Source organism: Anabaena sp. CA = ATCC 33047 (assembly GCF_963870205.1).
Lineage (GTDB): Bacteria > Cyanobacteriota > Cyanobacteriia > Cyanobacteriales > Nostocaceae > Trichormus.
Genome location: NZ_CAWMSA010000067.1, coordinates 206,967 through 220,471, shown reverse-complemented (window position 1 = coordinate 220,471; position 13,505 = coordinate 206,967). Strand labels below are relative to the sequence as shown.

The following is a 13,505-nucleotide window of genomic DNA, read 5'->3' as shown; positions in this document are numbered from 1 at the left end:
CACTCCTGCTTCTCTACGAGACGCTGCGCGAACGCAGTGAGTGAGAGGCTTCTTTTTGTTTAAGCTAACCATGAGTCCAATAAACCCACAATCGACATACTGAAGGCATAGGGAAAGATAATTTGTAGTGTCTCTAAATTCAGGGGGACTTGGGGCAGTTTGAAACTGGGTAGGGATGCAGGAAAGCCACCGATGTCTCCGACTGTCGGGACTTTAATCCCACCAATAGACGCAATGGCTGTAATTACAATAATCGCCACTAAAGGCGAAGGTACAGCTTTGGTAAATCGGGGCAAAATATAAATAATCGCCAACGTTCCCGCCACCATTGGGTAGACTTGCCAAGGAACTCCTATCAATTGGGGTAACTGCGCCATAAAGATGGAAATAGCCAAGGCATTAATAAAGCCAATCATCACAGCGCGGGGAACGTATTTCATCTGGCGGCCTAGCTTTAACCAGCCAAAGATAACTTGCAAAATTCCCGTTAATACTGTCGCTGCTAACAGATATTCTAGTCCGTGTTCCTTGACTAAGTTAATCATCAGCAACGCCATTGCGGCAGTAGCGGCTGAGATTAAACCGGGCCTGCCGCCACAAAAGGCTGTAATCACGGCGATAGAAAAGGAGGCGTATAGCCCTACTTGGGGGTCAACACCTGCAATAATTGAAAAAGCGATCGCTTCTGGAATCAGTGCTAAGGCGACTAGAGTACCTGCCAAGATGTCTGCTTTGACATTAGAGAACCATTCTCTGTGCCAAACTGTTTTATTCAAATTAGCCTCCACTTCAGGTTTAATTCTGGAAACAAAAAATTAGCCAAATTACCAGCAATACCCCATTGAAACCCCTTTTGCTGTCGGTGCAGTTTTCCAGTGGGGTTAAACTTTGGATCGCGGAAATTCTGATGTTATCCGCAAGCTGTTAAGACATTGCAATAGTTTTTTTCGTTAAGAGACTTGCAACTTTAAAAAATATCCAATATATAGGGACTTCAGTCAGAAAAACCCTTGATATACCAAGAAATTATTCGTACTGACGCAGCCTACTAACTATCTGCTTTTATGGTGGATTATTTATTTTTTGACAATAAAGTAAATTTTCTGGTAGTCTGCACATTTCTATCAATTTTTAGAGCAACTAGAATATATACTCAAGCTTGAGTAATATTCTTTTAGGTTGAATGTCATTAGCAGACTTAACAATATCACATAAAACTTTACATTTGCAATCAAAATTGCTACAGAATTTTGGTGTAATTTGTGAAGTTGTAGGGTCTACAACTTCTGTAGACCCTAACTTGATGAATAGCTAAATCCGGCTACGCACAAACTTTTCTAACCTATCCATACCTTTTTCAATGGTTGCTAAATCGGTAGCATAGGACAGGCGAATATTGTGATCAGCACCGAAGGCAATACCTGGAATGACTGCTACTTGATGTTCTTCTATCAAGGCATTACAAAATTCGAGGGATTTTAAGCCGGTTTTGCTGATGTCGGGGAATAGATAAAATGCACCGTCTGGTTTAGGACAACTCAAGCCGGGGATGGCGTTGAGTCGATCTAACATTACCTGTCGCCGTTGGGCGAATGCTTGACGCATTTCTTCTACACAGTCTTGGGGACTTTCTAAAGCGGCGATCGCCCCATATTGGGCAAAGGTACACACGTTAGATGTACTATGGCCTTGGATGGTACTAGCGGCTTTAATCATTTCCACAGGCCCGGCTAAATAACCGAGTCGCCAACCTGTCATGGAGTAAGCTTTGGCAAACCCATTACTGATTAAGGTGCGCTCAAAAATTTCCTTTCCTAGCGAACCGATGCTGATATGTTGTGCGCCATCGTAGAGAATTTTTTCGTAAATCTCATCAGATACCACATAGATATCTGCATCAACTATTACCTGTGCCAAAGCTTTGATTTCCTCTGGCGTGTACACCATCCCTGTAGGGTTAGATGGGGAGTTGAGGACAAATAGCTTGGTTTTGGGGGTAATAGCTGTTCGCAGTTGTTCTGGGGTGATTTTATAACCCGTGGAAGCATCTGTCTGAATAATTATTGGTTTCCCACCCACTAAAGTTACCATTTCCGGGTAACTCAGCCAGTAGGGGGCCGGGATAATTACTTCATCGCCAGGGTCAATCAATGCGACCATCAAGTTGTACAGAGAATGCTTACCGCCATTAGTGACGATGACATTTTCTGCTTTGTAATCTAAACCATTATCAGATTGTAGCTTGCGGGCGATCGCTTCCCTTAACTTTGGTTCACCGGCGGCTGGGCCATACTTGGTTTTGCCTGACTCCAAAGCCTTGGCGGCTGCTGCTTTGATATGCGCTGGCGTATCAAAATCCGGCTCACCAGCACTAAAACTACAAACATCAATACCCTCTGCCTTCATCGCCTTAGCTTTCGCGGCGATCGCTAAGGTTAGTGAAGGTGTTACCTGACTTACTCTTGCTGCCAGCTTCATTCTTTCTTTATTTGGCAAATCTTTCACTTACTTTAGGATATCCCAGAATCCGCCTGAAATATAGGGGTGAGGTATGAGGTTAGCGGCTAGAGCAAAGTTGTATGATTCTGCACATAGATGGCTAGGAATCTGATTTTACGCCTGAAAAAACCCCGGTTGATTCCAGAAAATCGGGTTTTGATCGCTGACAAATTCGTAACTAAACAACAGGGAAATTTTTCTAGTCTAGCCTAGGCTATTGTCACATCTGGCGATAAATAAACATCCTGAATGGCGTGAAATAATTTTACTCCTTCCTCAAAGGGTTTTTGGAAAGTTTTTCTCCCAGAAATTAAACCTGTACCACCAGCACGTTTATTAATCACCGCAGTACGCACAGCTTCGGCAAAATCGTTTTTTCCAGACGCGCCACCAGAATTAATTAAACCTGCCCGTCCGCAGTAACAATTTAATACTTGATAACGAGTTAAATCAATGGGGTGGTCGGTGGTTAATTCCGTGTATACTCGTTCATCAATTTTACCATAACTTTCACCTGTGGCTTTGGCTACTGCTGCATAACCACGATTATTTTCTGGGAGTTTTTGTTTAATGATATCGGCTTCAATTGTCACACCTAAATGATTCGCCTGTCCAGTCAGATCAGCCGCTACGTGATAATCTTTATCTTGTTTAAAGGCACTGTTTCGCAAATAGCACCAGAGAATTGTCACCATTCCCAATTCATGGGCATATTTAAAAGCGTGGCTAATTTCTTGAATTTGGCGAGTAGATTGTTCTGAACCAAAATAAATGGTTGCGCCTACTGCTATTGCGCCTAAATTCCAAGCTTGTTCTACATCAGCAAATAATACTTGGTCATATTGATTGGGAAAAGTTAATAATTCGTTATGATTGATTTTGGCAATCAAGGGGATTTTGTGGGCGTATTTCCGGGAGACACTCCCCAATACCCCTAAAGTGGTAGCTACCGCATTACAACCAGAGGCGATCGCTAGTCTGATAATATTTTCTGGATCAAAGTAAATTGGGTTAGGTGCAAATGATGCACCGGCTGAGTGTTCAACGCCTTGATCTACTGGCAAAATGGAGAGATAACCAGTATTGGCCAAGCGACCTGTAGAATAAATTTGCTGAAGATTACGCAATACTTGGGGAGAGCGATCGCTATTCAACCATACTCTATCTATAAAGTCAGAACCCGGTAAATGCAGCAACTCTGGAGAAACTTTAGCTTTGTATGTCAACAGGTTTTCTGCTTCTTTTCCTAGCAATGACTCAATAGAGTTAGCTTCTAATAGCGTTGTAGTCATAGCGTTTTCCTTTGATATCAGCAAATGACCTTTGCCCTTAAGATAACATCTTATTCTGATTAATTCCGCATTAATTATCTGGGCAAAATTAGATATAAATCTGTCCTGAGATAAATATACAATTACCAATCAATAGTTTATTTGATCATGCTACATCAGGAATAATTCCTATAAACAAACAGATGGGATACAACTGACGCAGCAGCCTAAAAATCTGTCTAAATAACTAACTCATACCTGAGATAGATTAGGAGATAAAACATCACACCCCATTAGCCAGAAGAGAGTTAACTAATGACTTTCTTAGGATGACTTTAGAAATTTACTTTTCTCTTCAATATTGCTCTGAGTAGATTGAGCCGAACATAGGAGCTATTAAAATGACAATGACAGGATTAGATATCTTTGATACGACTGTGCAGAATACTATCCCTTGGGTGAATGAACTATGCAATAAATTGGGATGGGAGAACAAACACAAAGTATTTCAAGGGTTGCGTGCCACCTTGCACGCATTGCGCGATCGCCTGACAATAGAAGAAGCTGCTCATTTAGGCGCGCAATTACCCATTTTACTAGGGGGATTCTACTACGAAAACTGGCGACCAGGGGCAACTCCCGTTAAAGATAGAACCAAGGAAGCATTTCTCCAACATATCCGTGATTACTTCCGCACCTCAGATCCAGATATTGATGCTGAAGCTGTAGTTCGCGCTGTTTTTAAACTCTTGGCTGAACGAGTCACAAGAGGCGAAATTGCAGACGTAATTAATATGTTGCCGCCAGTTTTGCGAGAACTTTGGCCTGAAGAAGTACGTGCTTAAAGCGAATATACAGCACTTTGCAAGTAAATGAAGTAAAGATTTAAGATGACAAATCTTGTGGGGTGGGCATCTTGCCCGCCCTTATGTACTTCACTCACATGAAATATGCTCTAACAATTCCCATTCCCGTCAGGTACAGTCTAATTGAACGCAGATGGACGCAGATAAACGCAGATAATTGTTGCCTTATTGCACTAAAAAACGCTATATGTAGAGATGTTTCCTGAAACGTCTCTACATTTGCTTGACTGCGTTTAACGATGTTTTTGATAACGTCCAATTAACTCTGCCGTCGCCAAAATATGACCTGACATAGCCGCTTCGATTTCTTCTTTGCTAGCACCAAAATCTAATCCTAAAGGACTATCAAGTGCATAAAGTTTGAAAAAATAACGATGAGTTCCTTTCGGGGGACAGGGGGGAAAATAACCAAATTCATCACCATCATTTTTACCCTGAATTCCATTGCCATCTAACATTGGTGTATTAGGAATTGCTTCGGGTAAGTTGTTAGTTTGGTGAGGTAAATCATAGAGAACCCAGTGGACAAAGGTGCGATTTGGTGCATCTGGATCATCGACAATCAACGCGAAACTTTGAGTTTCTCTTGGCGCATCTTCCCACTTCAAGGAAGGGGAAATTCCTTCACCTTCGCAAGAAAATTTGAGTGGAATCATGCCATCGGCTGAAAAACTATCACTTAGCAGTCTCATGGTTCTGTGTGAAGGTAGATATTTGTTAAAGGGGATATTCAAATTTGATGATTGTATGCCATCATCCTAATATTGGAAAAGTTATTTTTTCCTCTTTCTCAAGTGGCAATTTATCATCTAAATAAGTAGGCTTAATTAATTGTTAGATAGTGGAACAGGCTTCTAGCCTGTTGACAGTCGGCCCATCCCACATTTTATATTTAATTGCAACCAGCTACTTAAATAAATATGAAATTGTAGGGTGCGTTAAAGCAACGGGCAACGCAGCGTATTTAATAGTGCGTGACTACTTAAGATTTAGCGTCAGACAATTATTGTAGGGTGGGCATTGCTGGCAATTTGCTCAAATCCTGAGTTTGACACTATAGGCAATGCCCACCTTCAGATGGATATGAACCTACTGAAGTTGACTGTAAGTAAGATTACGGAAGCACAAGCATCAAGCAATTATTAAAATATAATACAAATATTATCATGGTATCGTAATGTCAGAACTGCCGGATCAGTGTGATAATTTGAAAGAGCAAGTTGAGTCTATCTTGCAACTTTTACATCAAGAAGCAACTTTGCGATCGCAAGATATTACACCTGTACAAACTTCTCTAGGTAAAGCGATTTCTCCCAGGTTTGAAATTGTGTTTGCGGGTGCATTTAGCGCGGGTAAATCAATGTTAATTAATGCCCTGCTAGAACGAGAGTTGCTGTATAGTGCAGAAGGACACGCCACAGGTACAGAATGTAAAATTGAATATGCAGAACCCAATCAAGAAAGAGTAGTTTTAACCTTTTTAAGTGAAGCAGAAATTAGGGAACAAGCGGCTTATCTATGTCAACAATTAGGATTTAAAACAGCAGCAAACATCAACCAAGCTGAAGTAATTAGCTTATTGTATCAAGGATGCGAAGCGATTATTCAGCAAGAAGGAGGCGAGAGTAAATCAGAACGTGCTAAACAAGCCAAAGCTTTAATATTATTGTTGCAAGGATATGAAGCTAACCGCCAACATATTCATACAATTAATCATGCTACCTATTCAATGGAGCAATTTAACTTTTCTAACCTCAAAGAAGCGGCGGGATATGCGCGGCGTGGTAGTAACAGCGCAGTTTTAAAACAGATTGAATATTATTGTCACCATCCCTTATTAAAAGATGGTAACGTAATTATTGACACCCCTGGTATTGATGCGCCAGTAGAGAAAGATGCACAGTTAACTTACGCCAAAATTCAACATCCCGATACATCGGCGGTGGTGTGTGTGCTGAAACCTGCGGCGGCTGGTGATATGACAAAGGAAGAAACCGAACTTTTAGAAAAAATGCGCGAGAATGCAGGAATACGCGATCGCGTGTTTTATGTCTTCAACCGCATTGATGAAACTTGGTATAATACCCAGTTAAGGCAACGACTGGATAATTTAATTAACACACAATTCCGCGATAGCAGTCGAGTTTATAAAACCAGTGGCTTACTCGGATTTTTCGGCAGTCAAATTAAACAGACAAGCGAACAAGATAGATTTGGGTTAGACTCTATCTTTGCCGACAGCGTGCAAGGTGTAAATGGTGAGGAAGAAACACCACAGTTTGTTTATGCTTTCAATAATTATTGTGTCAACTCTGGAAAACTCACTTCTACAAATTTCCGAATTTCTCTGAATGGTTATGAATCACCAAATACTAACTATGTGAGAATTTTAAAAGAACAGGGAACACCGCTAATTAATCAAATCATTCTCGACAGTGGAATTGAGGAATTCCGCACAGCTATCACTCGTTATCTCACCGAAGAAAAGCGTCCCCAGCTTTTTCAAAATCTCGCCGATGATTTGGAAGATATTTGTATTAACCTGAAAAAACACTATCAATCATTGTACCGAGATTTAGATAGTCAACCCCGTGAAATTGAGACGATGAGAGCTTATGAATTACAACGTCTCAATCAACAACTGCAACAAGTTGGTAAAGATTTTAGTCAGCATATTAACGCAGAAGTGAATCAGTTAATTAATAATGGTTGTGATGGGTTTGAGGCTGATTTTAAACAATTACAATCTCGGATGATTCGCCGTTTAGATGAGTTATTAGACAGCTTTTCTGTAGCTGATGCTTATCGTCGTGCAACCTTGAGTCATCCGCGCAACGCTACCGCACCCTTACTAGCAATTTTAGTAGAGGCATTTTATTATTTAGCCAATCAATTAGAAGACATTCTCATAGAATCTTCCTGTCAACTGATAGCAAATCTTTTCCAAAGCTTAATGGAGAGGGTACGTAAATCAGAATATTATCGGCAATTGTATCGTTTGTTGGGGAATGATGCGGGGATTGAACAGAAGTTACAAGCTGTAGAAAAACAGGTATCGCAGTCGTTAGTCGATGCAGCGAGTGTAGAGTGCGATCGCTTTGTGAGAGAAAGTCCTTTATTCTATGATGAAGGGACTTTTTCCATCTATCAATTTCGCCAAACCTTACAGCAAACTTCCCAAAGTTATGACTGTGAAAGTATGGTGGAAGCCGAGCCAGCAATTAGGCAGTTATTAAAATTAGATTTTGAACCAAAAGTTTCGCAAGCTATCCGCAGAACTTTCCGTCAGACTATTAACCAAATCCTCAAAAGTCAATTGTTACCTATTACTGAGACACAAGCGGATGAGATTTTACAGCAGTATCCCCAAGCGCGGGTTTATTTAGAAAAAACTCTGCAAAAAGAAGCTGAGGAGAAGATTGCTAATAATCGGCGTTTACTTGATGCTGTTGAGCAAAAAATTGAGGCTTATAATTTGGCGGTGAGTAATATTAATGGTTGTTTACAAGCTATGCAGTTATATGAGCATCTTTTACCTGTGATTAATATGAGTGAGTCAGAGGTGTTGGCAAATTTTTCTGATGGTTTGTTAGAGAATGTAGTAGAGATTTAGGCTTGGTTTTTTCTTGAAGTCCGCGCGGGCGGACTTTGTTTTTATTCTTGGGTTTATCCGGGAGATATGGAATTTTCTCACGCAGAGGCGCAGAGGCGCAGAGAGGAAGAGAGGTTAATATGGGAAATGAGTTTAAACAGGTAGAATGTGATAATTATGAATAAAACTCCACGTATTCGTATACCGCCAGAGGTGAGAAAATATGTATTTCAACGTGACAGATATCAATGTCAAAGTTGCGGGAAGACAGGTTTAGAAACAGATTTGACGATTGATCATATTATTCCCTTGGCGCGTGGGGGAAAAAATGATATGAGCAACTTACATACCCTCTGCTTCACCTGTAACCAGCGCAAAACTGATAAACTTGACAACCGCTTCCGGCGACATTTTAAAACATAGGTTAAGATGGCATCTCAGGTTAATTGTCAGTTTGAGAATTTATGCTTCAAAACCGTAACAGCAATTACAAAAAGTTCCCGCAATTGAAAACTACATTAATTGCTATTTCTGTCACAATGGTTACTTTAGTAATAGCTTTCCCTTGGTTATACGAAGTTAAAACCAAAGCTGGTATTAATATTTCCAAAAGTCGCCACGCTGGAACATTTTTAGAAAAACATACAGGCGGAATTTTTCGCTGTGAATGGCTGTATCCTTACCGTTGCCGTCGCCCATTCAAAAATTAAATAAAAAATCAGGTGCGTTACCCAATAAACGCACCCTAACCTTCTCACAAAACCGGAAAACTCCTCTTAAACCCTCCGCGCACCTCCGCGTAACCTCCGCGCCCCTCCGCGTTTAAAAATCCAACCTTTCGGATACCTGACTCACATCAACTTTTAACCTCTCCCCCAACTTAAGCAACTGTAAACACTGACTACTACCCTCATGATTACTCTGACCAGCAACACACAAAGGTAAAATTTGACTGTGTAAACAGCTAAAATATAACTCTTGAGATTGATGTACAGAAATGTCAATATCTAACTGATATCCTACATCAATCAACCGTTCTAAAGATTGGATATCTGTAGCAAAACTACCATTACTATCGTGTAACAACCTCCAAAGTAAGCGCAAAATTACCTGTTCTAGTATCTGCTTACCTTCAGGAATATTTAACCGACAACGTAAATGTTTAGCTTCAGTCGCGATCGCCTCCAATTCTACTATATAAATCCCGATCAAAGACGGCTCGCTGATATCCTGTTCTAGCGATCGCAATGTTGACATACAGCGATACCCCAACGCAATCTCAGCCGCTACCTGTAACTCTTGCGGTACAGCCAACTCATCCCGGTGAAACGCCATAATCACACCATAATTATCGCGGTAAGCTTGGGTGTATAATTGGTCTAACCTTGAGAGCGTTTCCTGACTGAGTAACCGCATAATCCGGTGACGTTCCTCAGCAAACAGATTTTGTAAGTTATAAGCTTCACCAGCAAATAACTGTGTCATCGCTAAAATAGTTTGTGCTGCGCTAGCTTGTTGCAGCGAAGTAAACAGCTTATCTTTTAATTGGCTGTAGTCGCGTCTACCAGTAAATAGTTGAATACAGCAATGAAAATCCCAGCCGCCTAAATGCAGCACTGCAAACACTAAATTTTCACTTTCCCAGGTAATATCAGATACTAGCTTTAAATTCCCAACGGCTAGGGTTAATGCTCCCATGCGTTGCAATTGGTAATCTATCTCATTCACAGAGTAGCAATAAACACGCTTGTGCTGATGACCGGGGGCTGATCCCTGAGCATTAAATAAGGAAGAAATGGCATAATGGGCAGCTACCTGTTTAAAAGTAATTTGGGCAGTTTGCACCAGTTGGCGATAAACTTCTGCACCATGTTTAAAAATCTGAACATTACTAGGGGCTAAACCCAAGCGTTTGAGGAAACCTTTTTCTAATTGCACACCAGCCACATCACCCGCCAGTTCCAACGCACGGGCGGCGTAACGCATAATTTGGGTTCCCTCTGGGCGAGAAAGTTCTTCAAAAAACCAACCGCAACTGGTGAACATCAACAAACTATGACGCTGCATTTCCAACAAACGTAAAGCGTCTACTTGTTCGGCGGCGGTGAGTTTGTGGGTTTGATGACGAGACAGAAATCGACTCACATTAGCAGCAGAGCGATCGCGTATTACCTGAATATACTCATCCCGTGCTAACCAAGGATCACGGAAAAATTGTTGACCATATTCTTCATACACTTCCACCAACTGATCCCGCAACCAGTTTAAAGCATTCCGCAACGGTCGCCGCCATTTTTGATGCCATACCCCACCTTCACCACCACAACCACAGTCATCTTGCCATCTATCTACACCGTGGGCGCAACTCCAAGCCGTCACCGGTTTTAATTCTACTTCCCAAGCGGGAGGATGTAAGCTTAGGTAGTGAGCAAAGTTTGTCACCGTCCAATTGTGCTGCGGAAACTCTTTAATAAAAGCGTAGGCGAGGGTTTTTTCTGTTCCCCGCTTATGATGTCCGAAGGTTTCCCCATCTGTCGCCACAGAAATTAATTGCGATTGACGATGATCCCCGCGCACCGCCGCACCAATACGCCCGGCTAGGTGGTTAGAACTATAAACCACATCACTAAAACCCATGTCCCGTGAAATCGGGCCATCGTAAAAGAAAATATCAATATATTGACTGTTGGTAGTTCCCTTACTTCCCTTCAAATAGCAACGATAGGGACGGGTGGGATCAATTTGACTACCGCCGACTTCGTGCCATTCTGGTTGGGGATCATCTTGAGTTGGTAAAGGGCGACAACGCTGGGCTTGAGATGGTGCCAGGACAATAAAGCGAATACCTTCAGCCACCAAAGCCTTTACAGTTGCGTAGTCTACGGCGGTTTCAGCTAACCACATCCCTTCGGGATCACGACCAAAACGACTGCGGAAGTCTTCCTTACCCCAGCGAATTTGGGTATGTTTATCCTGTTCATTCGCCAGAGGCATAATAATGTGATTATACACTTGGGCGATCGCATTCCCGTGACCATGCAAACGCTGACAACTTTTCGCGTCCGCCTCCAAAATTCGTTGATAAACCTCCACATCATAGCGTTCTAGCCATGACATCAGCGTAGGGCCGATGTTAAAGCTCATATATTCGTAATTATTCACGATTCCCACTACTTCCCCTTGGTCATTTAAGACTCTGGCGAAAGCATTCGGGCGGTAACATTCCCAGTGAATGCGTTCATTCCAGTCATGGAAAGGCGCAGCACTCGGTTGACGTTCTATCGCATCCAGATAAGGATTTTCCCGTGGTGGCTGGTAAAAATGACCATGCACGGTGACATACACACCATTAGCTTTACTCAAGGGATCACCTTGATGAGCCTGTTTGGTGGTTAATTTTGATGTTGATGTTGAGCCAGCACTAGCTGGCAGTTCAGCAGCAGAAGTCATGTATATTTATCCAAAAACAAAAACTTACACTTACGCCGGAAATATCCAATTTAAACTTTCTCCAGAAGTTTAAAAGCTTAATCCGGTATAGACTAAAACAAGAGTTATGGGATACAGCTCAATTGCAAAGCCTGTAATCTTATTATTATCGTAAATCTGCGTTCCTGCACAGCTGTTTCCCCACAGTCATGAAACTATCAGCCAATAAATCACGCCTTAGTTGGTTTTTTAATTGGTAGAGCCAATCAAAGATTTAATTTTCTTTTAATTTATTAAAACCCATTTTTGAGATAAAATTGCGGCTAAAGTTGATATTTTTGCTACAAAAGATTGAGAAAAATTCACAAATTGCAATCATAGTTTACATAATTAGTCTTCAAGCTATCAACAGTATAATTTCTGAGTAGATTTAGGGAAAGTTGAGAGTATCTTAGACTCTGGTTGTACACTCTAGGTATATTTTTAACCATCACAGATACCTGTGGATCAAACTCTCAACTAAAAGTCACAAATGTCAGTCAAAAACATTGTTTTTCTGTTTTTATTACTGTTTATCCCCATTTCTCTAGCCGCCCATTTTCTAGAGTGGGGAGAGTTAACCGTTTTCATCACCGCCGCTTTAGCCATTCTCCCCCTAGCGGCTTGGATGGGTACAGCTACAGAAGAAATTGCTGTGGTAGTAGGGCCGACTCTTGGCGGGTTGTTAAACGCCACCTTTGGCAATGCTACAGAATTAATTATTGCTTTGGTAGCCTTGAAAGCTGGGCTAGTGAATGTCGTCAAAGCCAGTATTACCGGCTCAATTATTGGTAACTTACTCCTAGTAATGGGGCTGTCGATGCTGTTGGGCGGACTGCGCTATAAAGAACAAACATTTCAACCGATTGTGGCGCGAGTAAATGCTTCTGCCATGAATTTGGCAGTAATAGCGATTTTGCTCCCGACAGCGATGAACTATACATCTAAGGGAATTGGTGAACAAACCCTGCAATATTTATCTCTGGCTGTGGCAGTAGTGTTAATTTTGGTTTACGCTTTGACGCTGCTATTTTCCATGAAAACCCACGCCTATTTATATGATGTGGGAGTTGCAGAAACCGAAAGCGAAGAAACCCATAGCAAACCTAATATGTGGTTATGGAGTGGTGTGTTGTTAGTATGCACACTGTTTGTGGCATTAGAGTCAGAATTGTTGGTTGATTCTTTAGAAGTTGCTACTTCTCAGTTGGGTTTGACAGCACTGTTTACCGGGGTGATATTAGTTCCTATCGTTGGTAACGCCGCCGAACACGCCACAGCCATCACCGTCGCCATGAAAGATAAAATGGATTTGTCTTTATCGGTGGCGGTGGGTTCCAGTATGCAAATTGCCTTATTTGTCGCCCCCGTGTTAGTCATTGCTGGGTGGATATTTGGTCAACCAATGGATTTAGATTTTCAGCCGTTTGAATTAGTAGCCGTCGCTGTATCAGTGTTAATTGCTAATAGTATTAGTTCTGATGGTAAGTCCAATTGGTTAGAAGGCACTTTACTATTAGCCGCCTATACAGTGTTAGGCTGTGCCTTTTACTTTCACCCGATTATTGATGGTTTGGGGTAGTTTTGTAGAACACACATCTTGCACCCGTTCCTTGATGCTAATTTTTGTAGATAATTTTTGTAGGGTGGGCATTGCTTACAAGTTGTTCAAAACCTGAGTTTTAGGTTGTTGGGTGTGCATCGCCTGGAGCTGATTGAGAATGGTGCAAGATATGACAGTAGGGAGGCAGGGGAAGCAGGGGAAGCAGGGGGAGAAGATTTTTACCCAGTCAACAGTTGACAATTAAC

Annotated in this window: 9 protein-coding genes and 1 pseudogene; 5 read left to right on the top strand and 5 right to left on the bottom strand. The window is 41.6% G+C overall.

Annotated elements, in window-relative coordinates; all coding sequences use genetic code 11:
• Positions 1-65: 65 nt before the first annotated feature.
• From AACS98_RS20325 to AACS98_RS20315, 3 genes and pseudogenes are all read right to left on the bottom strand, one after another.
• A pseudogene (locus tag AACS98_RS20325) lies at positions 66-776 on the bottom strand (SulP family inorganic anion transporter); the annotation flags it as partial.
• Positions 777-1,311: 535 nt separating this feature from the next.
• Positions 1,312-2,478, bottom strand: a complete 1,167-nt coding sequence (locus AACS98_RS20320; RefSeq protein ID WP_066383278.1) for a pyridoxal phosphate-dependent aminotransferase — start codon at positions 2,476-2,478, stop codon at positions 1,312-1,314.
• Between the two features lie 230 nt (positions 2,479-2,708).
• The gene (locus tag AACS98_RS20315; protein ID WP_066383271.1) at positions 2,709-3,791 is read right to left on the bottom strand and encodes a class I fructose-bisphosphate aldolase; all 1,083 of its coding nucleotides are present in this window, start codon (positions 3,789-3,791) and stop codon (positions 2,709-2,711) included.
• Between the two features lie 380 nt (positions 3,792-4,171).
• Between AACS98_RS20315 and AACS98_RS20310 the strand changes: the two genes are divergently transcribed.
• Entirely contained in the window at positions 4,172-4,615 is a 444-nt protein-coding gene (locus AACS98_RS20310) for a DUF2267 domain-containing protein (RefSeq protein ID WP_066383268.1), read from the top strand.
• Positions 4,616-4,869: 254 nt separating this feature from the next.
• Here the strand turns inward: AACS98_RS20310 and AACS98_RS20305 are convergent, their stop codons facing one another.
• Positions 4,870-5,328: a YbhB/YbcL family Raf kinase inhibitor-like protein gene (locus AACS98_RS20305; RefSeq protein ID WP_066383266.1), complete on the bottom strand. Its 459-nt coding sequence runs from the start codon at positions 5,326-5,328 to the stop codon at positions 4,870-4,872.
• Between the two features lie 485 nt (positions 5,329-5,813).
• Here AACS98_RS20305 and AACS98_RS20300 point away from each other — a divergent pair, with 485 nt between their 5' ends.
• From AACS98_RS20300 to AACS98_RS20290, 3 genes are all read left to right on the top strand, one after another.
• Positions 5,814-8,249 carry a dynamin-like GTPase family protein gene (locus AACS98_RS20300; RefSeq protein ID WP_066383264.1) on the top strand — a complete coding sequence of 812 codons (2,436 nt, stop codon included), beginning with the start codon at positions 5,814-5,816 and terminating at the stop codon, positions 8,247-8,249.
• 156 nt (positions 8,250-8,405) lie between these two features.
• The gene (locus AACS98_RS20295) at positions 8,406-8,651 is read left to right on the top strand and encodes an HNH endonuclease (protein WP_066383261.1); all 246 of its coding nucleotides are present in this window, start codon (positions 8,406-8,408) and stop codon (positions 8,649-8,651) included.
• Between the two features lie 41 nt (positions 8,652-8,692).
• Positions 8,693-8,938, top strand: coding sequence for a hypothetical protein (locus AACS98_RS20290; RefSeq protein WP_066383259.1), 246 nt, complete (start codon positions 8,693-8,695; stop codon positions 8,936-8,938).
• Positions 8,939-9,050: 112 nt separating this feature from the next.
• Here AACS98_RS20290 and AACS98_RS20285 read toward each other — a convergent pair whose 3' ends face one another.
• Complete coding sequence (locus AACS98_RS20285; protein WP_066383256.1) at positions 9,051-11,678, bottom strand: DUF3536 domain-containing protein; 2,628 nt, start codon at positions 11,676-11,678, stop codon at positions 9,051-9,053.
• A 511-nt stretch (positions 11,679-12,189) separates the two neighbouring features.
• Here AACS98_RS20285 and cax point away from each other — a divergent pair.
• Positions 12,190-13,278, top strand: coding sequence for a calcium/proton exchanger (gene cax, locus AACS98_RS20280; protein WP_066383253.1), 1,089 nt, complete (start codon positions 12,190-12,192; stop codon positions 13,276-13,278).
• Positions 13,279-13,505: the final 227 nt, after the last annotated feature.

What these genes read in the sequence shown, in the direction of transcription:
- AACS98_RS20320 (WP_066383278.1), bottom strand. Translation starts at nt 2,478, where the DNA reads ATGAAGCTGGCAGCAAGAGTAAGTCAGGTAACACCTTCACTAACCTTA.
- AACS98_RS20315 (WP_066383271.1), bottom strand. Translation starts at nt 3,791, where the DNA reads ATGACTACAACGCTATTAGAAGCTAACTCTATTGAGTCATTGCTAGGA.
- AACS98_RS20310 (WP_066383268.1), top strand. Translation starts at nt 4,172, where the DNA reads ATGACAATGACAGGATTAGATATCTTTGATACGACTGTGCAGAATACT.
- AACS98_RS20305 (WP_066383266.1), bottom strand. Translation starts at nt 5,328, where the DNA reads ATGAGACTGCTAAGTGATAGTTTTTCAGCCGATGGCATGATTCCACTC.
- AACS98_RS20300 (WP_066383264.1), top strand. Translation starts at nt 5,814, where the DNA reads ATGTCAGAACTGCCGGATCAGTGTGATAATTTGAAAGAGCAAGTTGAG.
- AACS98_RS20295 (WP_066383261.1), top strand. Translation starts at nt 8,406, where the DNA reads ATGAATAAAACTCCACGTATTCGTATACCGCCAGAGGTGAGAAAATAT.
- AACS98_RS20290 (WP_066383259.1), top strand. Translation starts at nt 8,693, where the DNA reads ATGCTTCAAAACCGTAACAGCAATTACAAAAAGTTCCCGCAATTGAAA.
- AACS98_RS20285 (WP_066383256.1), bottom strand. Translation starts at nt 11,678, where the DNA reads ATGACTTCTGCTGCTGAACTGCCAGCTAGTGCTGGCTCAACATCAACA.
- cax (WP_066383253.1), top strand. Translation starts at nt 12,190, where the DNA reads ATGTCAGTCAAAAACATTGTTTTTCTGTTTTTATTACTGTTTATCCCC.